General features: G+C 40.2%; 24 protein-coding genes. 4 read left to right on the forward strand and 20 right to left on the reverse strand.

Annotation, left to right across the window (positions count from 1 at the left end; translation table 11 throughout):
- Window positions 1–5: 5 nt before the first annotated feature.
- The 6 genes from ACTVAI_RS01315 to pdhA all read right to left on the reverse strand — a co-directional run bounded on the left by ACTVAI_RS01315 (window position 6) and on the right by pdhA (window position 6,428).
- Window positions 6–782, reverse strand: a complete 777-nt coding sequence (locus ACTVAI_RS01315; protein WP_443485712.1) for an inositol monophosphatase family protein — start codon at window positions 780–782, stop codon at window positions 6–8.
- Between the two features lie 11 nt (window positions 783–793).
- Window positions 794–1,075, reverse strand: a complete 282-nt coding sequence (locus ACTVAI_RS01320) for a UPF0223 family protein (RefSeq protein WP_443473772.1) — start codon at window positions 1,073–1,075, stop codon at window positions 794–796.
- Between the two features lie 110 nt (window positions 1,076–1,185).
- Window positions 1,186–2,592 (reverse strand): dihydrolipoyl dehydrogenase, encoded by a 1,407-nt coding sequence (lpdA, locus tag ACTVAI_RS01325; RefSeq protein ID WP_443473771.1) that lies wholly within the window; start codon window positions 2,590–2,592, stop codon window positions 1,186–1,188.
- Window positions 2,593–2,599: 7 nt separating this feature from the next.
- Window positions 2,600–4,237, reverse strand: coding sequence for a dihydrolipoyllysine-residue acetyltransferase (locus ACTVAI_RS01330; protein WP_443485713.1), 1,638 nt, complete (start codon window positions 4,235–4,237; stop codon window positions 2,600–2,602).
- 101 nt (window positions 4,238–4,338) lie between these two features.
- Window positions 4,339–5,316, reverse strand: a complete 978-nt coding sequence (locus ACTVAI_RS01335) for an alpha-ketoacid dehydrogenase subunit beta (protein ID WP_443473769.1) — start codon at window positions 5,314–5,316, stop codon at window positions 4,339–4,341.
- 2 nt (window positions 5,317–5,318) lie between these two features.
- Window positions 5,319–6,428 (reverse strand): pyruvate dehydrogenase (acetyl-transferring) E1 component subunit alpha, encoded by a 1,110-nt coding sequence (gene pdhA, locus ACTVAI_RS01340; protein ID WP_443473768.1) that lies wholly within the window; start codon window positions 6,426–6,428, stop codon window positions 5,319–5,321.
- Between the two features lie 610 nt (window positions 6,429–7,038).
- On the opposite strand from pdhA, the gene ACTVAI_RS01345 reads away from it, so the two are divergent.
- The gene (locus tag ACTVAI_RS01345; protein WP_443485714.1) at window positions 7,039–8,520 is read left to right on the forward strand and encodes an aldehyde dehydrogenase family protein; all 1,482 of its coding nucleotides are present in this window, start codon (window positions 7,039–7,041) and stop codon (window positions 8,518–8,520) included.
- Between the two features lie 75 nt (window positions 8,521–8,595).
- Here ACTVAI_RS01345 and gdhA read toward each other — a convergent pair whose 3' ends face one another.
- Entirely contained in the window at window positions 8,596–9,936 is a 1,341-nt protein-coding gene (gene gdhA, locus ACTVAI_RS01350) for an NADP-specific glutamate dehydrogenase (protein ID WP_443485715.1), read from the reverse strand.
- A 180-nt stretch (window positions 9,937–10,116) separates the two neighbouring features.
- On the opposite strand from gdhA, the gene def reads away from it, so the two are divergent.
- Window positions 10,117–10,677 (forward strand): peptide deformylase, encoded by a 561-nt coding sequence (gene def, locus ACTVAI_RS01355; protein ID WP_443485716.1) that lies wholly within the window; start codon window positions 10,117–10,119, stop codon window positions 10,675–10,677.
- A gap of 45 nt (window positions 10,678–10,722) precedes the next feature.
- Here the strand turns inward: def and ACTVAI_RS01360 are convergent, their stop codons facing one another.
- Both ACTVAI_RS01360 and ACTVAI_RS01365 read right to left on the reverse strand, forming a co-directional pair.
- Window positions 10,723–12,495 (reverse strand): ABC transporter ATP-binding protein, encoded by a 1,773-nt coding sequence (locus ACTVAI_RS01360; protein WP_443473764.1) that lies wholly within the window; start codon window positions 12,493–12,495, stop codon window positions 10,723–10,725.
- Window positions 12,492–14,222 (reverse strand): ABC transporter ATP-binding protein, encoded by a 1,731-nt coding sequence (locus ACTVAI_RS01365; RefSeq protein WP_443473763.1) that lies wholly within the window; start codon window positions 14,220–14,222, stop codon window positions 12,492–12,494. Before ACTVAI_RS01365 ends, ACTVAI_RS01360 begins: the two co-directional genes overlap by 4 nt.
- A gap of 252 nt (window positions 14,223–14,474) precedes the next feature.
- On the opposite strand from ACTVAI_RS01365, the gene ACTVAI_RS01370 reads away from it, so the two are divergent.
- Together ACTVAI_RS01370 and rnjA are read left to right on the forward strand one after the other, a co-directional pair.
- Complete coding sequence (locus tag ACTVAI_RS01370) at window positions 14,475–14,693, forward strand: DNA-dependent RNA polymerase subunit epsilon (RefSeq protein ID WP_443473762.1); 219 nt, start codon at window positions 14,475–14,477, stop codon at window positions 14,691–14,693.
- On the forward strand, window positions 14,690–16,366 hold the full coding sequence (rnjA, locus tag ACTVAI_RS01375) for a ribonuclease J1 (RefSeq protein WP_443485717.1): 1,677 nt from the start codon (window positions 14,690–14,692) through the stop codon (window positions 16,364–16,366). Before ACTVAI_RS01370 ends, rnjA begins: the two co-directional genes overlap by 4 nt.
- A 532-nt stretch (window positions 16,367–16,898) precedes the next feature.
- Here rnjA and ACTVAI_RS01380 read toward each other — a convergent pair.
- The 11 genes from ACTVAI_RS01380 to alaS all read right to left on the reverse strand — a co-directional run bounded on the left by ACTVAI_RS01380 (window position 16,899) and on the right by alaS (window position 26,404).
- Window positions 16,899–17,198 (reverse strand): HesB/YadR/YfhF family protein, encoded by a 300-nt coding sequence (locus tag ACTVAI_RS01380; protein ID WP_443473760.1) that lies wholly within the window; start codon window positions 17,196–17,198, stop codon window positions 16,899–16,901.
- Window positions 17,199–17,337: 139 nt separating this feature from the next.
- Window positions 17,338–17,970, reverse strand: a complete 633-nt coding sequence (locus ACTVAI_RS01385) for a response regulator (RefSeq protein WP_443485718.1) — start codon at window positions 17,968–17,970, stop codon at window positions 17,338–17,340.
- A gap of 13 nt (window positions 17,971–17,983) precedes the next feature.
- Complete coding sequence (locus tag ACTVAI_RS01390; protein WP_443473758.1) at window positions 17,984–18,799, reverse strand: sensor histidine kinase; 816 nt, start codon at window positions 18,797–18,799, stop codon at window positions 17,984–17,986.
- Window positions 18,800–19,023: 224 nt separating this feature from the next.
- Window positions 19,024–19,758, reverse strand: a complete 735-nt coding sequence (liaF, locus tag ACTVAI_RS01395) for a cell wall-active antibiotics response protein LiaF (protein ID WP_443473757.1) — start codon at window positions 19,756–19,758, stop codon at window positions 19,024–19,026.
- Window positions 19,759–19,932: 174 nt separating this feature from the next.
- Entirely contained in the window at window positions 19,933–20,412 is a 480-nt protein-coding gene (greA, locus tag ACTVAI_RS01400) for a transcription elongation factor GreA (protein ID WP_443473756.1), read from the reverse strand.
- Window positions 20,413–20,646: 234 nt separating this feature from the next.
- Window positions 20,647–21,294 carry a uridine kinase gene (gene udk, locus ACTVAI_RS01405; protein ID WP_443473755.1) on the reverse strand — a complete coding sequence of 216 codons (648 nt, stop codon included), beginning with the start codon at window positions 21,292–21,294 and terminating at the stop codon, window positions 20,647–20,649.
- 3 nt (window positions 21,295–21,297) lie between these two features.
- Window positions 21,298–22,488 (reverse strand): endolytic transglycosylase MltG, encoded by a 1,191-nt coding sequence (gene mltG, locus ACTVAI_RS01410; RefSeq protein WP_443485719.1) that lies wholly within the window; start codon window positions 22,486–22,488, stop codon window positions 21,298–21,300.
- A gap of 164 nt (window positions 22,489–22,652) precedes the next feature.
- The gene (locus tag ACTVAI_RS01415; RefSeq protein ID WP_443485720.1) at window positions 22,653–22,967 is read right to left on the reverse strand and encodes a DUF1292 domain-containing protein; all 315 of its coding nucleotides are present in this window, start codon (window positions 22,965–22,967) and stop codon (window positions 22,653–22,655) included.
- Window positions 22,968–22,984: 17 nt separating this feature from the next.
- The gene (ruvX, locus tag ACTVAI_RS01420) at window positions 22,985–23,410 is read right to left on the reverse strand and encodes a Holliday junction resolvase RuvX (protein WP_443473752.1); all 426 of its coding nucleotides are present in this window, start codon (window positions 23,408–23,410) and stop codon (window positions 22,985–22,987) included.
- Window positions 23,411–23,677: an IreB family regulatory phosphoprotein gene (locus ACTVAI_RS01425; protein WP_443485721.1), complete on the reverse strand. Its 267-nt coding sequence runs from the start codon at window positions 23,675–23,677 to the stop codon at window positions 23,411–23,413.
- A gap of 87 nt (window positions 23,678–23,764) precedes the next feature.
- Window positions 23,765–26,404, reverse strand: coding sequence for an alanine--tRNA ligase (gene alaS / locus ACTVAI_RS01430; RefSeq protein ID WP_443473798.1), 2,640 nt, complete (start codon window positions 26,402–26,404; stop codon window positions 23,765–23,767).
- Between the last annotated feature and the right edge of the window lie 244 nt (window positions 26,405–26,648).

The following is a 26,648-nucleotide window of genomic DNA, read 5'->3' on the forward strand; positions in this document are numbered from 1 at the left end:
TGTTTTTAATTGATAAACTTACTTACAATTTCCCGGTGAGTCGTTGAATTTGCAATGATTATAGGGTTTTTTTCCATTAGATTGATTGGTAAGCCGTCTGTACGCGTGAAACACAAGCCAAGTTCTGTCCCTAACATGTAACCAGGTGCAATGTCCCAAGAATTTAATGGCGTTGTGACGTAAGCAGAAACACGATTCGTTAGCACCTGAACCATTTCCAGTCCGGCCGATCCGATTAAACGAACTCCTAATGCTTCCTTCACGATTTTATTTGAAGTTTCGGGCTGAAGCATCACCATTTTTGTATTTAAGGCTACCAGGCCATCTTTTAAGGTATGGTTGGGTACAGGTTCTAGTATTTCGTCATTACAACGAACACCATGCCCTTTAACCCCATGATAAACCCTTTTATTGATAACATCATTTATAAACGCTAAAACGCCCTCCCCATCATTAAATAGAGTCAGCATCGTACAAAAATTACTTTTTTGTTTAACGTAATTCAGCGTGCCGTCAATTGGGTCAATTATCCAGATGAAACCCGAGAGGTCGTTAATTTCATCATAAGTTCCCTCTTCCCCATATATTTTGTGATCAGGGAAATTCTCACGAATTTTATTGACATAGAATGCTTCAATAAAACGATCCATTTCGGTTACTAAATCACTGGGCGCTGACTTCTCTTCGATCTTAATCGAGGTATCAGTTAAGGATTCACGTAATATATCTCCGGCTTCATTTACCCACTCACGAACCATTTCGGCCATTGCTACATAATCCATACTGCATCCCCCTACTTTCTTTGTTTATCCATATTAATGGTTTTATTTTCATTTTGTGAAGCTTTAACCACTTGGTACAATGAATAGCCGGAAATTTTCTCAAATGCATTGCCCAATTGTTTTTCTTCACCTTTAGAAGGAACAACCTCTTTAAATGCACGATATTTTTTTATAAATTCTTCACGGCTAATCCCACCCTCATAGGCAGATTCGACTGCATTCCACAAAGACACCACTTTCACCATCTCTGCGTGTGTCCAATCTAAATCAAGTGGATAACTATAATTTTTCATTCGTAACCTCCACAATAGTTTCTCTAATCATAACACAGAATAACAGCTCTTTTAAAAAAGAAAACCCAGAAACAAGACAAAAGTCCTGTTTCTGGGTTTATACAAGCATCTTAAATATGGATTGGTAATCCCAATGCCAATTCTGCAGCATCCATAACTGTTTCAGATAGGGATGGGTGAGAATGGATTGTCAATGCAATGTCATCTGCGTTCATGCCTGATTCAATTGCTAAACCTAATTCAGCAATTACGTCAGATGCGCTCACGCCGGCAACTTGTGCACCAACGATAACATTGTCTTCTTTAGTCGTTACTAAACGAACGAATCCTTCAGTAGCGTTCAATGACAACGCACGACCGTTACCTGATAATGGGAATTTATGCCCTTTAACGTTCAAGCCTTTTTCTTTTGCTTCTTTTTCAGTCAAACCAACTGTAGCCAATTCAGGATCTGTAAAGGCAACTGCAGGCATTGCTGTGTAATCGATAGCAGCTGGTTTGCCAGAAATTGCTTCAGCAGCAATTTTAGCTTCATAACTTGCTTTATGAGCAAGAGCAGCCCCAGGTGTGATATCTCCGATAGCATAGATGTTCTTGACGTTTGTGCGTCCTTGGTTATCTACTTTAACTAAACCACGTTCAGTCATTTCAACACCTACTACTTCCAAACCTAAATCATCTGTGTTTGGACGACGACCAACTGTTACCATTACGTAGTCAGCTTCGATTGCTTCTTCTTTACCAGCTGCTTCATATTTAACAGTTACGCTGTCTCCGTTATCAACAGCCTCTTTAGCCATTGCATTTGTTACATAGTTGATACCTTTATCTTTGAATGATTTTTCAACAAGTTTAACCATGTCTTTTTCAAAAGATGGCAACAATTGTGGAGAACCTTCAAGAATTGTTACTTCTGCACCTAGGTTTGCGTAAGCTGTTCCTAGTTCAGTACCAACAACCCCACCACCAACGATAACTAGTTTCTTAGGAACTTCTTTCAAGTTCAAACCACCAGTTGAGTCGATGACACGTCCGCCAAATTTGAAACCTTTGATTTCGATTGGGCGACTACCAGTTGCAACAATTGCATTTTTGAAAGTATATGTTTGAGCAGCATCTTCAGTGAAAACACGCAATGTGTTTGCATCATTAAAGAATGCAGTCCCCATGATAATTTCAACCTTGTTTTTCTTCAACAAGTAAGTAACCCCACTTGTCAGAGTGTTAACAACTTTGTTGTCTTTCCATTCTTGTGTTTTTGTAAAATCAAGTTTTACATTTTCAGCAGTCACTCCGAAAATTTCAGAGTTCAAAGCTTCTTGATAACGGTGTCCAGCAGCAATCAAAGCTTTTGAAGGAATACAACCAACGTTCAAACAAACGCCGCCGATCCATTCCCGTTCGATAATTGCTACTTTTTGTCCCATTTGTGCAGCACGGATGGCAGCCACGTAGCCACCAGGTCCGGAACCAATCACAACTGTATCTAATTCAACTGCGAAATCGCCTACTACCATTCTTAAATCATCCTTCCATCAATAATAATTCTGGATCAGCTAACAAACGTTTGATGTTGTTCAAAGCTTTTTGAGCCGTCGCACCATCAATCGCACGGTGGTCATAGCTTAGGGAAAGTTTCAGTACGCGTCCCACTGCCAATTCACCTTCAGCATTCACGATTGGTTGTTGTGCGATTGTCCCGATACCCAAAATAGCAACTTCCGGGTGATTGATTACTGGTGTGAACCAACCGCCACCTACTGAACCGACGTTACTGATAGTGATGGAACCATTTTTCATTTCGTCAGCTTTTAGCTTACCGTCATGCGCTTTTGCAGCCAATTCGTTGATTTCGTCAGCGATTTGGAACATGCCTTTAGAGTTTGTATCTTTAACGTTTGGAACAAACAAGCCAGCATCTGTATCTGTTGCGATACCGATGTTAAAGTAGTTTTTGTAAACAATCTCGTTTGTTGCATCATCGATAGAAGCGTTCAAGATTGGGAATTCACGTAATGTAGCAGTCAATGCTTTCACAACGTATGGTAAGAAAGTAAGTTTTGTGCCTTTATCTGCAGCAATATCCTTGAATTTCTTACGGTGATCCCATAGTTTAGAAACCTCAACTTCGTCATGGTGCGTAACATGTGGAGCAGTATGTTTAGAGTTAACCATTGCTTTAGCAATAGCTTTACGCATACCTGTCATTGCTACACGTGTTTCCATTTCGCCTACGTTTGAAGTGTATGGTTGTGCTGGAGCTGCTTCTTTTGCTGGAGCTGCCGCTGGTGCTTGTGCTGTGGCTGTTTCTGCAACTTTTTCTGCAGGAGCTGCCGCTGGTGCTTGAGAACCAAAGTTATCAATATCAGCTTTCAAAACGCGTCCACCTTTACCAGATGGTGCAACTTGGGTAATATCCACGCCTTTTTCACGCGCATATTGACGAACAGATGGCATAGCCAAAACACGTTTGTTTGGATCTGCTGGCGCTGGAACGCCTGTAGTTGCTGGTGCATCTGCTGATACTGGAGCTGCTGCAGGAGTAGCTGCTTCTGCTGCTGGTGTAGTTGCTGCTGCGTCGTTGTGTCCTGGTGCATCGATTTCTACCAAAACATCACCAATCACTGCAACGGAACCTTCAGGAACTACAATACGAACAATTTTACCTGTAACTGGAGATGGAATCTCTTCTACAGATTTGTCGTTTTGGATTTCAACTAATGTATCATCTTCGTTGATTGTGTCGCCTTCTTTAACTGGCCATGAAGCAACTTCACCTTCCATGATTCCTTCGCCAAGTGCTGGCAATTTGAATTGGAAAACGCCGCCTGAAGCTGCTGGTGCTGCTGTTTCAGCCGCTGGCGCAGGTGCTGCTGCCGGAGCCGCTTCAGCTTTCGGTGCTGCTTCTTCTGTATCTTCGTATCCAGGTACATCGATTTCAACTAATACATCACCGATAACCGCAACTTCACCTTCTGCAACCACGATTTTTGTGATTGTTCCAGTAACTGGAGATGGAATCTCTTCTACAGATTTGTCGTTTTGGATTTCAACTAATGTATCATCTTCGTTGATTGTGTCGCCTTCTTTAACTGGCCATGAAGCAACTTCGCCTTCCATGATTCCTTCGCCTAATGCAGGCAATTTGAATTTGTAAGCCATTATCATATCATCCCTTCGATTGTATCTTTACCTGTTTGCTCTAATAAACAGGGAAAAATACAGTTCTTAATAAACTGTATTTATCCTGCAGATTAAATAAATTAGAAGTTGTAAACTTCTTTAATTTTCGCTTCGATATCAGAAGCATTTGGCAACCAAGCGTTTTCTGCTTGACCAAATGGGAATACTGTATCTGGAGCTGCTACACGTCCGATTGGCGCTTCTAGAGAAAGAATAGCACGTTCAGAAATTTCTGACATTACCATTGCTCCAACACCGGCTTGACGTTGTGCTTCTTGAACAACTACTACGCGGCCTGTTTTTTCAACAGAAGCGATAATTGTTTCAACATCTAATGGGGAAACAGTACGTAAGTCAACAACTTCTACTGAGATTCCTTCTTTTTCTAAATCTTCAGCAGCTTTAACTGCTTCACGTACCATTGCTCCGTAAGTAATGACAGAAACGTCTTTACCTTCGCGAGTAATAGCTGCTTTTCCGATTGGAACAGTGTATGACTCTTCTGGAACTTCGTCACGGAATGAACGGTAAAGTTTCATGTGCTCTAGGTAGATAACTGGGTCGTTATCACGAATAGCTGAAATCATTAGACCTTTTGCATCGTAAGGGTTTGATGGAATAACAACTTTAACACCTGGAGATTGTGCCATTAGGCCTTCTAGGTTGTCAGAGTGCAATTCTGGTGTATGAACACCACCACCAAATGGTGAACGAACTACGATAGGCATATTACGTGTACCACCCATACGGTAACGGTAACGAGCCATTTGAGCAACGATTGAATCCATTACTTCAAATACAAAACCGAAAAATTGAACTTCTGGAACTGGACGGTAACCTTCAAGTGCAAGACCGATTGCTAATCCACCAATACCTGATTCAGCTAAAGGAGTATCGAATACACGGTCTTCACCAAATCTCTCTTGTAGACCTTGAGTAGCACGGAAAACACCACCGTTTTTACCAACGTCTTCACCAAAAATCAGTACATTTGGATCACTTTCAAGTTCATGTGCAAGCGCATCTGTAATCGCTTGGATCATAGTCATTTGAGCCATGATTATTCATTCTCCTTTGCTTCGAAAATTTCAATTTGTTCTTTGATACCTTGTGTTGGTTCTTCGAACATGTTCTTCAAGAATGAAGAAACTTTTTGTTTAGGAGCTTTGTCAGCTTCCGTGATTGCATTTTTAATTTCTTCTTTAGCAGCTTCAATTACTTCGTTTTCTTTTTCTTCAGTCCATAGACCTTTTCCAACCAAGAATTTACGCATACGGATTAGTGGATCTTTTGCTTGCCATCCTTCTAACTCATCGTTGTCACGGTAGCGAGTTGGATCATCACCTGAAAGTGTATGTGGTCCAAAACGGTAAGTAATTGTTTCAATAAGTACAGGACCGTTTCCTGCTACTGCATATTCACGTGCTTTTTTAGTTACAGCATAAACTGCTAAGAAGTCCATACCGTCAACTTGAATACCTGGGATTCCAGCAGCAACTGCTTTTTGTGCCAATGTAACGGCAGCAGTTTGTACGTGACGAGGAGTAGAAATAGCCCAGCCGTTATTTTGGATAAAGAAGATTGCAGGAGCTTTGTATGCACCAGCAAAGTTGATACCTTCATAGAAGTCACCTTGTGAAGAACCACCGTCACCTGTATAAGTTACAGCAACGTTTTTCTTACCACGTTTTTTAAGACCTAAAGCCACACCAGCTGTTTGAATGTATTGTGCCCCAATAATAATTTGTGGTGGCAAAGCTTTCAAATCTTCTGGGTATAGGTTTCCATCAGCGTGCCCTCTTGACCACAAGAATGCTTGTGATAAAGGTAGACCATGTTTAATTAATTGAGGAACATCACGATAACCTGGAAGCAATACGTCTTCTTTTTCGATTGCAGCGATTGAACCTAATTGACTCGCTTCTTGACCAGCTGTTGGTGCGTAGAATCCTAAACGTCCTTGGCGGTTTAGTGCTGTTGAACGTTCGTGTAAAATTCTTGACCAAACCATATCAGACATGAATTGCACAAGTTCTTCATCAGAAACGTCAGGCATCATATCGGGATTTACGACATTACCTTCCTCATCCAAAATTTGAACCATGCGAAAATCTGTGTTTGACGGATTTAATAATACGTCAATATCAATTTTCTCTTTTTTTGTAGCCATGCTAACACATTCCTCTCTTTACAATTGAGATTTCATCATAATGATGAGTTTTTTGTACAGTTTCAAAAAACTGTATTAATCTTGTTACCTCACATGAATAATTTACCACTGCCCTCCATTTAATGCAAGGTATTGACAATCTTTTTTAACTGTTTTTAGTTGCTCCTATAATAATGGAACCGTTTTTACGAATGCCATTGTTCACAGTTGAACGAATCGTTATATGCGATTTAATCTGTTTTTTATCACTTAACTCCAATCGTATAATAGCGTTTACTGTCCTACTCTGTTATACCTATTTTCAGCACCTGTACTATTTTTATTTTCAAGGAATTGTTATGTTGTCGCCTTTGTTATTGAAACAGTTTCAAAGTGCGTCTGGTTTCATTATTTCAAAAAAAATCTCCATCATGAATATTAAACACCCTATCAATCTGTTGCATACTTTATATAACAAAATGTTAGAGCATTCGTTCACAAACGATAAATTAAAAAATTTTAATCTTATTTTCGGGATACGCATTCCTTTATACGGAACGGAAGCGTTTACAATTAATGCCGTTTTAAGTTATAGTGATATTGTAATCAGAATATTAGGAGGAATGTTGGAATGGTAGATTTAAGTAAATTACTTGATAAAGAGTATCAGTTACTCATTAATGGTGAATGGACGAATGGTAGTGGTTCGGATCGGATTACTTCCTACAACCCAGCTACAGGGAAATCTTTAGCTACTCTAGTCGATGCCACCAATGACGATGTCGATGCTGCCGTCACTGCTGCACAGGATGCTTTTAAATCATGGAGTAAAACCTCCGTTAAAGAACGTAGTGCCCTCTTATTAGAGATCGCAGACCGCATCGAAGCAGATTTAGAAAAGTTTGCGACCATCGAAACACTGGATAACGGTAAACCGATTCGCGAAACCATGAACGCCGATATTCCATTGGCTGTGGATCACTTCCGTTATTTCGCGGGAGTCATTCGTTCTGAAGAAGACAGCGTCAAGATGTTGACGAGTGATATCATGTCCATGATTATTCGCGAACCAATTGGAGTAGTAGCTCAAATCGTCCCCTGGAACTTCCCTTTCTTGATGGCAGCCTGGAAAATTGCGCCTGCCTTAGCCGCTGGTGATACGGTAGTCTTTAGTCCTTCTTCAAGCACTTCATTGAGTGTTTTGGAATTAGCCAAAATCCTGAATGATATATTACCCAAAGGTGTTTTTAATCTTATTACGGGACGTGGTTCTAAATCAGGCGATTATCTGCAACATCACAAAGGAATCGATAAGATTGCTTTTACTGGATCAACAGAAGTCGGACGTGGAATTGGCATTTCAGCTGCTGAGAACCTCATTCCTTCCACTCTGGAACTTGGAGGAAAATCGGCAAATATATTTTTCGCAGATGCAAATCTCGATTTAGCACTGGAAGGTTCACAGATGGGAATTTTATTTAATCAAGGTCAAGTCTGTTCTGCTGGTTCACGTATTTTTGTCCAAGAATCAATCTACGATACGTTTATGGAAAAAGTAACAAACGCGTTTGAGAAGGTCAAAGTTGGTGACCCCCTTGATTCCAGCACCCAGATGGGAGCACAGGTGAATGAAAAACAAATTGAGACCATTGAAAAATATATCGAAATCGGAAAAGCTGAAGGCGCCAAGGTTTTAACGGGTGGCGAACGTTTCAAGGACGGTGAATTGTCCAAGGGAGCTTTCTTTAAACCAACATTATTAGAAACGACCAATGACATGCGGGTAGCACAAGAAGAAATTTTCGGACCAGTCGGAACAGTCATAAAATTCAAGGATGTAGATGACGTTATCGAAATGGCCAACGATAATGAATATGGATTGGGTGGTGGTGTCTGGACAACAAACTTGAACACGGCCATGAAAGTCGCACGCGGAATTCAAACTGGCCGGATATGGGTAAATACTTACAATTCATTCGAGGCTGGTGCGCCATTTGGTGGCTACAAGAATTCAGGTATCGGGCGCGAAACTCACAAGATGATTCTTAATGCCTATACGCAAGCTAAAAATATTTATATTAACCTTTCTGAAGATGGATTGGGCATGTTTTAAATTTTTTATCAAATAACTAAAAAAAGTCAGTCTCAAATCCGATTTCACATCGGTTTGAGACTGACTTTTCTTTATTTACACGATTCCTTGATGGATCATTGCATCGGCAATCTTTACGAACGAAGTAATATTTACACCCGCTAGATAGTTGTTTCCTAAATCATATTCTTGACAAGTTTCATTAACTGACTTGAAGATATTCACCATGATTTGTTTCAGTTTCTCATCCACTTGCTCCATCGTCCAATGCCCGTGAGCAGAATTTTGAGCCATTTCCAAAGTACTGGTTGCAACCCCGCCGGCATTAGCAGCTTTTGCAGGTCCGTATAAAATACCATTTTCAATATATAGATCAACGGCTTCCAATGTACTTGGCATGTTTGCTCCTTCACTGACACAATAGGCACCATTATGAATGAGCTTTTCTGCTTTCTCACCGTCGATTTCATTTTGGGTTGCACATGGAAGTGCGATATCATAAGCAACCTCTAAATCCCATACGCTACCTTCAATATAACGGCTTCCTTCTTTATTATAAGACGTTAAACGTTCACGACGAACTTCTTTGATATCTTTTAACAGCGCAACATCGATTCCATTTTCGTCATAAATATATCCATTAGAATCGGAACAAGCTATGACCGTCCCACCATACTCATGAACTTTTTCAATCGTGTAGATCGCGACATTCCCACTACCCGAAACAATAACCTTTTGCCCGGAGAAAGACTTATTATTCGCCTGCAACATCTCCTCAGTGTAGTAAACCAGACCATAACCGGTTGCCTCAGTTCGGCCCAAGCTACCATTCATCACTACTGGCTTACCAGTCAAGACACCCGTTTCAGGGCCCACCAACCGTTTATACTGACCGTATAAATAACCAATTTCACGACCACCTACGCCGATGTCCCCAGCCGGCACATCTAGTTGCGGCCCGATATGACGATAAAGTTCCGTCATGAATGACTGACAAAAGCGCATAATATCCGCGTCTGACTTTCCTTTGGGATTAAAATCCGATCCGCCTTTCCCGCCTCCGATTGGCAGGCCAGTCAAACTATTTTTGAAGGTTTGTTCAAATCCCAAGAACTTCAGAATACTTTCGGAAACGGTAGGATGGAAGCGCAAGCCCCCTTTATAAGGTCCATTTGCCGAGTTGAACTGAACACGATACCCTTTATTTATTTGTACATTACCAGCTTGATCCATCCAAGGAATTTTAAACGTGATAATCCGTTCCGGTTCCACCATTTGCTCCAACACATTCCATTTGATGTAATCAGGATTATTTTCTATTGCCGGTTCGATTGTATTGAAAAATTCACGAACTGCTTGCAAGAATTCTTTTTGATGCGGGCCTCTTTGCTCAACTTTTTGATAAACTGATTCGATATACTCTTTCGCTGCTGTCATTGCAATTCCACCTTTAATGGATCAATCCATGATTTTTAATTAGATTTTCATTCTAGATTGTACACTCTTTTAAAAAGATATACAATCTAGAATCTTTTTCGCATTTTTCAAAATATTGTAGTAAAATAGAACAGATAACGAAGTTGTTATATTTTATATCCAAAAGGAGAGATGTTTCCGATGCTTACGATGGATAATATCGTTCGGGAAGGGCATCCTGCGTTGCGGGAAGTTGCAAAACCTTTAACGTTTCCACTTAGTGAAGAAGAACGTACCTTAGCCCATGAGATGATGGCTTTCTTAGAGAATAGTCAAGACCCAGATATTTCGGAAGAATATGGTTTACGTGCAGGTGTAGGCTTAGCTGCACCGCAATTGGCAATTCCAAAACGAATGATCGCTGTTTTAATTCCAGGTGAATACGAAGATGATCCCCCAGAACTTAAAGCTGTAATGGTAAATCCTAAAATTGTCAGCCATTCCGTGGAAAATATTTGTTTAAAAGATGGTGAAGGCTGTCTTTCTGTCGACCGTGATGTACCAGGATTTGTGGTTCGCCACACACGTATTACTGTCACATACCAAGATATTAACGGTAAAACATTCAAGAAGCGCTTCAAGGAATACCCAGCGATTGTCCTTCAACATGAAATCGATCATTTGAATGGCATTATGTTCTATGACCACATCAACAAAGAAAATCCATTAAATCTTGATGACGATGTAAAGATTCTTGGATAAAAAATAGAAGACTTGGTTTTCACCAAGCCTTCTATTTTTTTATGCTTATTCCTGGAATTGACTGTTATACAAATCATGATAAAACCCTTTTTGTTCAATTAAAGTATCATGGGAACCTTGTTCAATAATTTGACCTTTATTCATGACAAGAATCAAGTCCGCGTCCCTAATCGTTGAGAGGCGATGGGCAATAACGAAACTAGTCCGACCTTCCATGATGGTCGACATCGCTTTTTGAATCAACATCTCCAAACGCGTATCTACTGAACTGGTCGCCTCATCCAAAATGAGTACTTTGGGATCGGCAATAAAGGTTCTGGCAATCGTCAACAGCTGTTTTTGGCCTAAGGAAATATTGGAAGCCTCTTGATTGATAACCGTATCATAACCGTCACTCAACGTTTGAATGAAGTGGTCCACATTTGCAGCTTCGGCTGCTTTTCGTACTTCTTCATCGGTTGCATCCAGTTTACCAAAACGAATATTATCCGCGATTGTCCCTTGGTATAACCATGCATCCTGCAAGACCATACCGAACTGCGAACGATAATCTTGGCGACTATATGAGCGAATGTCTTCACCATCCAGTTTAATCGAACCAGAATCAACATCGTAAAAACGCATCAACAAGTTTATCATAGTTGTTTTCCCAGCACCCGTTGGACCTACAATTGCAACTGTATCCCCGCTTTTAACATCTACGTTAAAATCACGAACAAGTGGTTCCTTCGGTGAATAGCTGAAAGAAACATTTTCAAAAGAGATGTCTCCTTTAATTTCTGAAGGCAATGTTTTTGTATCATCTACTTTCATTTCTTCTTCGTTCATCAACCCAAAGATACGTTGCGTAGCAGCGGCAGCAGATTGAATGACACCAGCCAGTTGCGTAATCATCGTAATCGGTTGGTTAATTTGCCACACGTATTGCGCAGCAGCCTGGACATTACCAATCGTAAGCGTTCCAGCCACAACTTGGAAAATACCAAAACCAGCCATCCCAATATAACCCAGGTTTGAAGCTAAAGCAGTCAACGGCGACATCAACCCGGAAATAAAAGCAGCCTTAAAACCACTTTGGCGAAGTTGATTATTAATCGTCTCGAATTCAGTTACTGAATCATCTTCCTTGCCATAAAGTTTAACAACCGAGAAACCTGACAAGTTTTCTTGAACAAAACCATTCAACTGCCCTAAGTATTTCGCTTGTCCAGAGAAGTACGGTTGTGAAATAACCGTAATTTTTTTAGATAGGAAATAAGAAGTTGGAATCATTATAAACGCTACAAGGGCTAGTTTCCAACTGATTAAAACCAGCATCGTCACGGCAAAGAGGATTCCCAGAACTGCGTTCACAATTTGCAAGAGTGCCTGTTGCAACGCATTGGAGACTGCATCGACATCGTTCGTCACCCTACTTAACACGTCCCCGTAAGATTGCGAGTCAAAAAAGGAAACCGGCAAACGATTTAATTTCCCATCCAAGTCTGCACGTAAATCTTCCATGGCAGACTGCACTACTTTGGTCATAAAACGTTGCGAGAACAAAATCGTAGCTTGATAAACCAGTGCTCGCCCGAAGTAAATCAGCATAATCCGGTAAATGTACGGATAATTGATTCCCGTATTCGTATTGTCACGGAGCATTGCTGCAATATTATTCCCAATTTCTGTAATCGCCAACCCTAAAATATACGGTTCCGCTACGTTAAGAACAGACATGATGACGGTCAATACGATTGCACTGATAAAATGAACCTTATAAGGTTTTAGGTAGTCCCATAACTGGAGCAATTGACTTAACTTTCTTGTTTGATTCATGCCAACTCCTCCTCTCTCATTTGAGAAGCCGCAATATCATAATAGATCTGGCTCGTTTTCAGAAGCTCTTTATGCGTACCCTCGGCAACAACCTTACCTTCATTTAAAACAATAATCTTATCTGCATGCATAATTGTGCTGACTCGTTGGGCAACAATTATGACAGTCGAACGACCGGTTTCGTTTTTCAAACGATTCCGCAAACGTCTATCCGTTTGGTAATCCAGTGCCGAGAAACTATCATCGAAAATATAAATGTCGGGTTTTCGAACAACCGCCCGAGCAATCGACAAACGTTGCTTTTGGCCACCAGACAAGTTGCTTCCACCTTCTGCCAAGTGCTCCTCAAATTTTTCCGCCTTATCCAGGATAAAATCTTTAGCTTGGGAGATATCTGAAGCTTCTTCCATTTCAACATCGGTTGCGTTAACTTTTCCGTAGCGCAGGTTATCCGCAATAGTCCCCGTGAATAAGAGTGATTTTTGAGGAATATAACCAATTTTTTGGCGCAATGCTTTCAAATTATAATCACGAACATCATGACCATCGATTATGATGCTTCCTTTTGTAACATCATAAAATCGCGGAATCAATTGTAGCAAGGTAGACTTCCCACTTCCCGTGCTTCCGATAAAGGCTATCGTTTGCCCAGGCTCCAACGAGAAGTTCACGTCTTCAATAACCGGCGTTTCTTTGTTATCCGGATAGGAGAAAGATACATTTTCAAAGGTAATGTAACCATGTGTTTCAGTCTCTTTAATGCCATCCTCATTGGATGAAATCGAGCTGATGGTATCGAACACTTCCTGGATTCGACCAGCTGATACAGCAGCACGCGGATACATCATGAATACAATCGCAAAGTTCAGGAACGAATAGAGTGCATGGAAACTATACTCCACATAAGCAACCATATTCCCCAGTTGTAAATCTCCAGTTTCGATTAATTGCGAACCTAACAGGACGATAGCAATAATAATCAAGTTAATGACATGAGAAAAAACAGGTTGGGTCCAAGCCATCAAATAGAAAAGACGGCGACTCACTGTACTGTATGCTTCGTTGACAATCGCGAAGCGGGAAGATTGAAATTTCTCACGCACAAAAGCTCGAATAACACGCAAACCTGTTAACGACTCTCTTAAAGTCAGGTTAATATTATCCAGATTCTTTTGTTGCGCTTCCGATAAAGGACGTGATTTCTTTCCGATAATCAATACCGATAGCAATAACGCGGGGAAAGCCGGAATCAAAATAACGGATAACTGACGACTCGTTTGAAAAATCATAAAGAAACTCGCAAACATCATCAATAATGTCGCCAAACCCATCCTTAAAACCATCTGACTGAATTGCATCAAGATGAAGGCATCATTGGTTACCCGCGTCACAAGCGAAGAAACACCAAGACGATCAAACTCCTCATGTGAGAAAGTCTGAATTTTTTTGTACATATCATTACGCATTTCTGCAATCATATTAGTAGTCAGCCGACTCGTTGTATAAGCAACAAGACTACGACCGAGCAAACCAGCAACAGTAAATAATAGCATGATTCTAATTGTATCCATGATAAATGTACGTTCGACACCAGCAATAGCCCCATCGATTAATTTTGCCAACATAGTTGGAAGGCCCAGTTCAACAAAAATAAAACCAAAAGAACCAACTACGTTTAAGAGCAAAATAAATTTATAACGTTTAATATAGCGCCATATTAAGCTCACTTTTTTTCCTCCAGTTCAATTTTTTGCACTTATCCCTCTAGTTTATCCAAAGTTTCAAAAAAGGTCTACACTAAGTTAACGAATATTTTTTGAAAACTGTTTTCAACAATTTTAATCAGAATTCTATGCGTAGTTCCACTGATTGTGGTAAACTGAGAATAGCAATTGTATAGAAAATACAATAATGGAACCGGTAAGGAAATATGTTGTTTTTTCAATGCGAAATTAAAGAACTATCAGGAGTGATTAAATATGTTATTTAAAGTAACGTACCATACGAATAAATTAGATGTGCCTACTAGAGAAACGACACAATCTCTTTATTTGGAAGCAGAAAGTCTTATTGAAGTAAGAAAAATCTTGGATAAACACACCCCCTATAATGTAGAATTTATCCAGCCACTAGAGGGTAAACATTTAGAATATGAACAAAATAATCCCAACTTCAAAGTTACGGAGTTCCCTCAATGAAACCTAACATTCGTAACAATGAAGTAGGTGTTTTTGCCTTAGGGGGTTTAGGCGAAATCGGGAAAAATATGTATGCCGTACAATATCAAGATGAATTACTGATTCTTGACTCAGGCGTCATGTTCCCTGAAGATGACTTACTCGGAATTGACTATGTCATTCCCGACTATTCATACCTTGTTCAAAACAAGAACAAAATTAAAGGCGTATTCATCTCACATGGTCATGAGGATCATATCGGGGGGATTCCATTCTTATTGAAAGAACTGAATATCCCTATATACGCAGGAGAAATTGCTCTCGCCTTAATCCGTAACAAACTGGAAGAACACGGTTTGCTTCGGGATGCGGTATTACATGAAATTAAGGACGATACAGTCATTAAATTCCGTAAAACCAGCGTCAGCTTTTTCCGAACAACACATAGTATCCCGGACACACGCGGGATTGTCGTCAAGACACCACCAGGTAATATTGTTTTTACAGGGGATTTCAAATTTGATTTCACACCTGTTGACGGTAACCCGGCCGACTTGCATCGTTTAGCCCAACTCGGAGACGAAGGTGTCCTATTGATGCTAAGTGACAGTACGAACGCTGAAATTCCTGAATTTACCAAATCTGAGCAAGTAGTTGGTCAATCACTGTCCAATATCATCCAAAAAGTTGAAGGTCGTATTATTTTCGCATCATTTGCTTCAAACATTTCTCGTCTGCAACAAGTTGCCGAAGTTGCGATTGAAACAGGAAGAAAAATTGCCGTATTTGGTCGAAGCATGGAAAATGCGTTTCGAACTGCTCGGGAACTAGGTTATATTTCCGCCCCCGACGATACTTTTATCGATGGTCGTGAATTAAACCAATATCCAGCTGATAAAGTACTGATAGTTTGTACCGGTTCTCAAGGCGAGCCAATGGCAGCTTTAAGCCGTATTGCGAATGGCACTCACCGTCAAATTTCCATCCAGCCTTCTGACACGGTTATTTTCTCAAGTTCACCTATTCCTGGAAACACGTCTAGTGTGAACCGCGTTATTAACCAACTACTAGAAGCTGGTGCCCATGTTATTCATGGTCGATTGAATAATGTCCATACTTCTGGACACGGTGGCCAACAAGAAATGAAATTAATGTTGCGTCTATTGAAACCTAAATACTTCATGCCTGTTCACGGTGAGTTCAGGATGTTGAAAATCCATGCAGGATTAGCAGAATTATGTGGCGTACCTCGTGAAAATTGTTTCATCATGGACAATGGCGAAATTCTCGCACTAACAAGTGATACTGCTCGAATGGCCGGTGACTTCCCTGCTATGGATGTTTACGTGGATGGAAAAGGAATTGGCGATATTGGTAATATCGTATTACGCGATCGTCGCATTCTTTCCCAAGACGGACTGGTTGTGGTTGTCATGACCGTTGACTTTAATTCTCGCCAGCTTGTTGCTGGTCCAGATATATTATCACGTGGCTTTATCTATATGCGTGAATCTGGGGACTTGATTAGCGAAGCACAAGGGATTATCAAACAAGAAGTCAATGCCGCCCTCGCTTCCACTGCAAAAATGAATGAGCGTCGTCTGAAAGACACCGTCATCGATGCCGTTCAACCGTTCCTGTATGAAAAAACAGAACGTCGCCCAATGATTGTTCCAGTCATTATGCCACTATAAAATTAAAGATCCCCTCGTTGCGGTGACGCTGCGAGGGGATCTTTTGTGTTGGGGATAGGCGATTGCGGGATTATTCAATAATTAAACCATTTGAAGCTCATTATTTTCTTGAAATGGTCTTATTATTCATTATTAAACCATTTCGTCATAAATTTCTACCTCAAATGGTTTTATTATTCATTATTAAACCATTTCGCTCTCTATTTAATTGGCAAATGGTTTAATTAACTTTGCCGTAAAAAAACAGGCTCTATAATAAATGGTGTGGGTAAGTATTCTTCGCGGAAATCCCGAAGGACGGTGGGGTTGCTTGTGGCCGTGTCAAGGATGCAATGCGAAAGTAGGGACCGTAGATGCTGAAGCATCTACGGTCCCTTTGAGGTTTGCAAGCCCGGAGACTACAGGCTCAGGGCGGTCCCACAGCAGTATACAAGCAAACACGCAGGCCGAAGGGCATTGCCTTCACCAACACAAGATAACCAAGAACCAAAAAACAACAAGGAACACTGCTCCTTGTTGTTTTTTATTGGTATTATTTTTTTGTTTCATGATAAATATATTCTGGTTCATTTAAGTTATCATCCAGAACAACTTCCAAGTCGTATCCACTGAAGAACCAATCATCATTTTTATCGATGAAATAAGGAATTCCATTGATGGTGGTGATAGCTAGAGGATCCTTTGGTTTATCAACAGCTATTCCGATTGAAAATCCTTCGTGAATAGGACTGCTTCCATATACCTTACCCAAGAAACGGATGCCTTCCCCTTCTGGAATACCAATTTCTTCTTCAAACCATTTTTGTGCACGTTCATCAATTGTAATTTTCATGATTGTTTGCGTCGGAGCGAAAATCCGACTCCCCCTCTCCAGGCCTTTGATAGGTACATCATAACACAGGTTTAGGAATCTGTGCTAATTCTTTGTACTATCGATACTCCTTTTAAGTGAAACACATATTATTTCTGTATTATTTTACTAAATTATGTTTAAAGGCATAAATGGTCGCTTGCGTTCTGTCATCAACTTCAAGCTTCGAAAGAATGTTTGAAACATGCGTCTTTACTGTCTTTAATGTTATAAATAGTTGATCGGCAATTTCTTGATTTGAACATCCTTCTGCAATCAACAATAACACTTCCATTTCGCGCGATGTCAAATCTTCGTGCAGAAAATGGGTGGGTTTTTTAGTGAGACGTTCCAACATTTTATCGGTGACTTGAGGTTCAAGAACCCTTTCACCCTTAAAGGTTGAACGAATCGCGTTTGCTATTTCATGAGCTGAGGATGTTTTCAGCATGTAGCCTGCTGCACCTGCTTCTAATGCCGGATAAACCTTTTCATCGTCAATAAAGGAAGTCACGATAATAATTTTAGCTTCCGGCCATTCTCTGAGAATCGCTTTTGTTGATTCAATGCCATCCATTACTTCCATAACCAAATCCATCAAAATCACATCCGGGCGTAGCTCGAGAGCCATTTCGAAGCCGATTTGGCCATTCTCACTTTCACCAACCACATTTATATCATCTTGAATCGATAGGTATGCTGAGTAACCTAGTCGTACCATCTCGTGATCATCCACTATCAGTACATTTATCATTGCGACTGCCTCCTCATTCTTCGGTTGTATTGGGGATTCTGATGTCTACGATTGTCCCTTGTTTAGGGAAGCTAATGATTTTACATATCCCACCTAAACCGCTCACGCGCTCACGAATATTCATGAGCCCATAGTTGCCCGATTTTTTTACTTTGGTATCAAAACCCACACCGTCATCAAAAACCCGCAGATTAATATCCTGTTCACTTTGAACGAGATGCACTTCTAATGTTTTAGCTTTTGCGTGGCGAAGTGTATTGGAAACCAGTTCCTGGATAATCCGGAAGAGGTGATCCTCAACTCCCGGTATCGTATCAATGGGCGAAATTTCCCATTTCAATTTGATTTGGACTTTGGATTGCAACTCGGTCAAGAGTTGCTCAATCCCTTTACGCAGTGTCTTCCCTTCCAACTTGATAGGTCTCAAGTGTAAGAGCAACGCTCGCATTTCAGATTGTGATTCATTGATTATTGATTCAATTATCTTCAATGATTTTTGAGCTTGTTCAGGCAAGGCATCAGCCCGTTCGTTCAACGCTGACAACATCATCATGGCTGCGAATAATTGCTGACTAACGGAGTCGTGTAGTTCCCTGGCAATGCGATGACGCTCATTCTCTAGTATTTCTTCCTTCGTTTCGTTACCTACCATTTTGGGTATACTGCTTAACTCCTGAACTTCACGCGATAGACTGACAAGTTTCTTACGTAAGTGTTCAATTTCTTCTTTTATTTCTTCTGAAGACACGCCCAATCCCTGAAACAAGTCGATTTCCTGGGCCGATTTGTTATAGTTACCTAAATTCAGTTGGTGGAGTTTGTTTATCACACTTTTTTCTGTTCTAAACAAAGAATAATAAATAAGGATAGCAATTAAAAGTGACAGAAAAAAGGTGATGGTTCCCATTAAAAGAAGAACGGGAACATGGAAATTTTGTATGGTCCAAAGATCCCCCAGAGTTAAAACCGGACGAAGCGAAAAAAGAGTTGCTACCACAGTGAGTGTAAGAACGAGGAACGTCAAGAAAAAGATTTTTAAAAAAGCGAATCTTCTCATAGGTAAATCACCTCGAAATCTCCAAAAATTGTATTGGACACAATTTTTATTTTTCGCGTGGCTGTTGTGTAATTTTTGCTATATAAGGTGATTGTTTCATTCGAAAGATGATGAGGTTCGTTGTCAAAGACTGCTAACCCCTGAATAGCTGAATGTTGGAGAGAAATCCCAACTCCCATAGGGATAATCACGCGCGTTTGTCCTATTCCTTTGCGGATTAGCACGACATTTTCTGCATCCGGTAGCAAAGTATTACCCAGATCGATAATGGTATCTCCCATTAAGACAGAAATGTTGATGTCATCCCACTCGTAAACGGAACTGCCAATAGTGGTATCACCAAACCACTGCTGCTTTCTACGTTTTCCTGAACGGTTAACAGGTTCTCTCGTTTCAACACCATAATACTGTTTCTTTTTCCAAGGTGCAGCGAATGATGTCCCCAAATCCAAGGTATCCATAATATTACCACCATTAAGTACGAAAAAGACAATGGCAACCCCGAGCATCAACCAGATTGTGAAAGTCGATAGAACGCTTAATGCAATAAAAAACCAGCCGATCATTTGTGTGATGCCGCTCTTCTCCGCCCGCCTCTTCCTAGTTTTTATCATTACGATTCCGATAAACAGCAATACCAATAGTTCCCAATCCTGGACTAATTGAAATGCTGTTAATAAAAGAAGCATTCCCTCTATGATCAGAAATATTTTGGTTAATCCTTTTCCCACTTACTTCCCCTCCCATCCTGGTCATTTTCTTAATTATACTGGATGAACCAATTATTGTATGGATGCAAAAGGTTGATAGCCTTCTCGGTCTAAAGTCGTACTTATCACTTTTAAATTTTACCATACCAAAGAAAAAGACCAAAACCCTTTTCAGGAGTAATGGCCTCTAACGTTTTATAAAACTGTTACGCTAACGATTTTAACTTTCATATCGCCACCTGGAGTAGCGATTGAAACTTCATCACCGACGCGTTTCCCTAGCAACGCTTTGGCAATTGGGGAGTCATTGGAAATTTTTCCTAATAACGGATTTGCTTCAGCACTACCGACGATTGAATAAGACTCTTCCTCTTCATCAGGTAGTTCAACAAATGTCACTGTTCTTCCTAAAGATACAACATCTGCCTCAACATTTTTATCGTCAATGATTTCGGCAAAACGAATCATTTTCTCAAGTGTTAAAATACGACCTTCCACAAATGCTTGCTCATCTTTTGCAGACTCATATTCGGAGTTTTCTGACAAATCTCCGTAGCTTCTTGCAATTTTAATACGTTCAACAATTTCTTTTCGTTTGTTTGTTTTTAAATCTTCAAGTTCTTCTTCCAGCTTGCGTTTTCCTTCTATCGTCATTGGATAAACTTTTTCAATCATAATCTTATTCTCCTCTTTTTCTATTCATGAAGCCTAATAGGAAATGGTGGTACCTGATTTAACCACTGGCAGTACTTAAATTTAACAAAGCAGGCATCTGTTAATGGGCAGATACCTGTTTGAGTTCATTTCTATTAGTCTTTCTGAGATGCTAACAATGGTAATAAAATACCACTTTATCGTTATAAATGCAATATCTAAATAATTTATTATTATAAAGATAGCCTTACAATCTCACTTTGTCAATATGGAGGCAATTTTTGTAGTCATTAAATCGATAGCAACTTGGTTCTTGCCGCCTTCAGGAATGATGATATCGGCGAACTTTTTAGTAGGTTCTATAAATTGATGATGCATCGGTTTAACAACATTCAGATACTGTTCAATAACACTGTCCAATGTTCTCCCACGCTCTTCAATGTCTCGTTTTATACGACGGATGATCCGAATATCATCGTCGGTATCAACGTAAACCTTTATATCCATCAAGTTCCTTAATCTTTCATCTTCTAAAATGAGAATACCTTCCACAATAATGACATCTTTTGGCTCACGATGAATGGTCTGTGAGCTGCGTGTATGATTAGTATAATCATACACGGGTTGATCAATGGCTTCCCGATTAATCAACTTTTCCAAATCTTCGATAAAACGATCATTATCGAAAGCAAAAGGATGATCATAGTTTGTTTTAAGTCGTTCGGAAAATGGTAAATGGCTTTGATCTTTATAGTAATAATCCTGTTCTAACAGCAGAATCGATAAATCAGAAAAATTCTCGAATATCGCACGGCTTACACTCGTTTTTCCACTGCCCGACCCTCCTGTTACTCCGATTACAATAGGCTTTTTCACGGTGTCGGCTTCCTCTCTATTTCTCATGTCTTATTCTTCATTCGGTTCTTTAATATATAATTCTTGGTATTCAAGATGCTGTTCAAAGGTTTCTGAGAAGTAAACTTCTCCCGTCTCCAAATCAGCCAAGAAATACAGATACGTTGTATCAATTGGATTCAAAGTTGCTTGTATTGCTTCTTCGCTGGGACTATTGAATGGCCCTGGTCCAAATCCTTTATTAGTATAAAGGTTATAGGGAGATTCCACTTCAGTATCTTTAATCGATACGTATTCAAGGTGCTTCCCTAGTGCATATAGGATGCTGACATCGGATTGAATGGGCATCCCTTCATCCAGGCGGTTGTAAATAACATCCGCAATCATTTGACGATCTTCGTAATCGACTCCTTCTTTTTCAACCAAAGAAGCGATTGTCAAAATTTCATGAAGCGAGTAATCGCTCTCCTGAATTTTTTTATTATACTTTTTGAGTATTTCATTGCTCTTTTCAATCATGACTTCAATCATGTCTTCCGGTTCGTAATGAGACATATAATCGTAAGTAGCTGGGAATAAGTAACCTTCAAGATTATAAATAATATCCTCATTATTTACCGAGTCAGTAATGATGTTGGGATATTTTTCAATCATGGAAGCGATAAAGGCTTCGTCATTAATGGTTTGCAGGAAATCTTGCTCTGAATACTCCGTTTTGGCAGCAAATTCTTCCGCGATTTCTTCAATTGTCGCACCCTCACGCACGAGGATTTTGTAGTCTTCAGAAATCGGTGTAGCCGTCCCCCCCAATTCCAGAACTTCGATAATTTCATCTAAGTCCATTGCAGGTGCCACTTGATAAAATCCAGCTTGAAATTCAGATACATTTTTTGTTTTCATGTAATAATTGAAAACTGTTCCGTCTTTGACAATACCCTTTTCTTCAAGAATATCTGCAATTCCTGAAGTTGATGTGCCCATCGGTATTTCAACTTCCACAGTATCCGTTTTTTCAGTATTCATGGGTTCCAGCGCTGTTGTTATGTAGTTGTATCCCACAACACCGATAATTAACATCAAAAGGAACACTATAAAGATAATTGAAAAGACAATCTTCCGGATCAATGAATTCTCTTTATTTCTTACTGCATACCGGTCATCGTTTGATTGACTCGCTTTCACTCTTTCAGAAATCTCTATTTCCTGAGAATCTTCAGGTTGATTGGTATCTTTATCTACCAAAATCTAACCTCCTCATTTAGCGTCGTTTAGTCATTCTGTCCTATAACTCAAATCATTATACATGATAACATTAAAAAAATGAACTTATTATCATATCTTTTAGTTAATGTGTACATGACTAAAGAGGCCAGAGTATCCTCCGGCCCCTTTATTTTATGCTTATATTATTCTTCTTCGTCTTCGATAAACGTGTTTAGAACTTCTTCAATCATATCCCATTCTGCTTCAGTTTCAATTGGTTCCAAATCGCCTTCAGTTCCATCTGCATTTTCAACATATGAGAAAGCTTGTAATTCTACTTCATCCCCTTCAGGAATTCCAGCAGGATATACGAGTACGTATGATTTTCCAAAATCTTCGGAATCAAATGTAAATAAGATTTCGTAAAGTTCTTCGTTACCGCGTTCATCCACAATTGTGATATGTTCGTGGTCGTGATGGTCGTGATCATGGTTATGATCGTGATTATGTTCTGTCATCTTAGCACCTCTTAATATTAGTATGAAGAATGTGAATCTAAATAATTTTGCAGCAAAATTACTGCGGCCAACTTGTCGATGACCTTTTTGCGTTTTTTACGAGAAACATTTCCCTCGTTTATCAACATTTTTTCAGCCTGTACGGTTGTGAGTCGTTCGTCCACATAGTCCACCGGTAACCCTGTTTCAGCTTCTACAAGTTTACCATACGCCATTGACGCTTCTGCCCGTGGACCGAGCGAATTATTCATGTTTTTTGGTAAACCTATAACAACTTTTGTAACTTCATAAGTTGCGATTAATTCTTTTAATCGTTCAAGACCAAACTGTCCTGCTGCTTCGTCAATGCGAATAATTTCTATTCCTTGAGCGGTCCAGCCCAACAAATCACTGACAGCCACACCAACAGTTTTAGATCCGACATCAAGTCCCATAATCCTCATTTATTGGTCACTCTTATCAATCGAAAGATAGCTACGCAGTAGTTCTTCCATGATTTCATCTCTTTCAAAGTGACGAATCAAATTTCTGGCATCATTGTGGCGTGGAATGTAAGCAGGATCACCTGATAGTAAAAAGCCCACAATTTGGTTAATTGGGTTATAACCTTTTTCTTCGAGCGCCTGATACACAATCCTCAAGGTATCTTTGATGTTTTTACTGTCACGGCCGCCGAGGTTGAATAGCATTGTTTCATCTTTTGAATTCATACAGACACCCCAATTTCTATGATACCCTTATTTTACAAAACTTGACCCAAAACTACAACCCAATCAGGTAAACTTATGAAAACATTATCATTCAGCTAACCATGTACCGACACGATCTAAAGCATCAGGAATGCCAGCTGGGTTTTTACCGCCTGCTTGTGCCATATCGGGACGACCGCCACCGCCGCCGCCTACTAGTGGTGCGATTTCTTTAATCAAGTCACCAGCTTTTACTTGGGAAATTTTATCTTTTGCTACAGCCGCCAATAAGCTTACTTTACCATCCATTTCAGAAGCAGCTACAAAAACGTCGCTGACAGCTTTTTGGCGCCATTGATCAGCTATTTCACGTAAATCATTCATACCTTGATTCTTTGTTTGGTATGTGATGAAGGTAATGCCGTTAGCTTCTTTGATATCTGCAAAAATGTTTTGAGATTCAACAGCCAACAATTTTGAACGAAGAGAATCTTTTTCAGATTCGGATTCTCTGAGCTCCTGTTTCAACGCATCGATTTTACCGACAACTTCTTTCGTTTGTTGTGCTTTCAATGCTTGGGCTGCGGCCATTAATTCTTCTTCTTTTTGACGGAAGTATTCATAAGCAGCTTGACCTGTGATTGCTTCGATACGACGGACACCCGCACCAATCCCTGATTCGGAAAGAATCTTGAATATACCAATATCTTGGCTGTTACGAACATGGACGCCCCCACAAAGTTCAACAGAGAAACCGGCTACGTTAACTACACGGACGTCATTTCCATATTTTTCGCCAAACAGAGCCATCGCGCCCATTTCTTTTGCCTTATCAATCGTTGTTTCAAGTGTTTCAACCGGCAATGCATCCCAAATTTTTTGGTTAACAATACGTTCCATTTCGGTTAGTTCTTCTGCAGTCGCTTGACCGAAGTGGGTAAAGTCAAAACGTAAATGGTTCGGCGTCACTAAAGATCCTGCTTGGTTAGCATGAGTCCCTAGCACATTTTTCAAAGCTTGGTGCAACAAGTGAGTGGCTGTATGGTTTTTTGTGATAGCACGGCGACGGTTTTCATCCACCTGCAGGAAGTAGGTTTGGTTAGCTTGCAAATCTCCTGTTACTTCTACTGTATGAAGATGCTGACCATTCGGCGCACGCTTTACATCGCTAACAGTTGCAACAATTTCGCCATCTTGATTTTTAATCACACCGGTATCTGCAACTTGTCCACCCATTTCAGCATAGAAAGTTGTTTCCTGGAAAATAACCTGGACGGTTTCGCCGATTGTAGCAACTTCTTTCATCTCATCATCTTCAATCAAGACGACTAATTCAGATGAAATGCCCGTCTTGTCATAGCCAACAAAGGTGCTGTCTACTACGATATCACCTAAAATTGCTGACTGGACTGAGAAAGAGTCTTCAACTTGACGCGCTGCACGTGCACGGTTACGTTGGTTTTGCATTTCTTCATTAAAGCCGTCTTTATCAACGGTGTAGCCTTTTTCTTCTGCATATTCTTCCGTTAATTCCATCGGGAAACCGTAAGTATCATAAAGTTTGAAAGCATGTGCACCGGAAATAACCGTGGTATCATTTTCAGACATGTCGTTGAATACTTCATGCAATATTTCCAAACCTTCATGAATTGTTTCTTGGAATCGTTGTTCCTCGTTTGTAATAACTTTGATAATGAAATCTTGGTCACGTTGTACTTCAGGGTAGTATTCTTTCATAACTTCCGCAACAACAGGCACTAATTCAAACAGGAAAAGACGGTTGATACCCAATTTTTGTCCGTGCATTACCGAGCGACGGATGAGACGGCGTAAAATATAGCCTCTCCCTTCGTTCGAAGGCAAGGCGCGATCCCCGATTGCAAAACTTACAGCACGGATATGATCCGCAATAACCTTAAACGAAATATCCGTTTTTTTATCACTACCGTATTTAACACCTTCAGCCAATGCTTCTACTTTACGGATAATTGGCATGAATAAATCCGTTTCAAAATTCGTCGGTGCGTCCTGGATAATGGATGTTACACGCTCCAAGCCCATCCCAGTATCGACGTTTTTATGTGGCAGCGGCTCATAGCTGCCATCCGGCATATGATTGAATTCTGAAAATACTAAGTTCCAGATTTCCAAATAACGTTCATTTTCGCCACCTGGGTACATTTCTGGATCTTCATCAGGTAAATCTTGGTACGAAACACCACGGTCGTAGAAAATTTCTGTGTCAGGACCACATGGACCTGCACCGATATCCCAAAAATTGTCAGCTACAGGTACGATATGATTGTCAGCCAGACCTACTTTTTCTGCCCAAATACGTTTTGTATCTTCATCTTCAGGGTAGTAAGTGACATACAATAATTCCGGATCGAAACCTAGCCATTTTTCATCCGTTAAAAATTCCCATGCCCAGGGAATTGCTTCTTCTTTGAAGTAGTCCCCGATTGAGAAATTACCCAACATCTCAAACAAAGTATGATGGCGCGCAGTAACCCCAACGTTCTCAATATCATTGGTACGGATACTCTTTTGTGCGTTTGTAATACGAGGATTATCCGGAGTAATGGATCCATCGAAGTATTTTTTTAACGTTGCGACTCCTGAGTTAATCCATAGTAAAGTCGGATCGTTGACTGGAATTAATGAAGCACTCGGTTCCACCTTATGCCCTTTTGATGCCCAGAAATCTAGAAACAGCTGACGGATTTCGCTGCTGGTTAATTGTTTCATTCTTTCATCATCCTCTTCTTTTTCTTGTGAAAAAATAAAACACCCCATCGCATTCAAGGGCGTTTTACCGCGGTACCACCTTGATTGCAATGGAATGTTGTTCATTCATCATCACGTCTTCATACCGGTAACGCTGGTAGCGACGATATTTCTATCGTATCTAAAAAGGGAGCATCATTTGAATTGTCGCCTTTCACCTGTGGCTGACTCTCTGATGGGATCAAACGATATGGCCTTTTCAATC

Origin of the sequence: Jeotgalibaca sp. A127, assembly GCF_052266745.1 — a bacterium.
GTDB lineage: Bacteria > Bacillota > Bacilli > Lactobacillales > Aerococcaceae > Jeotgalibaca.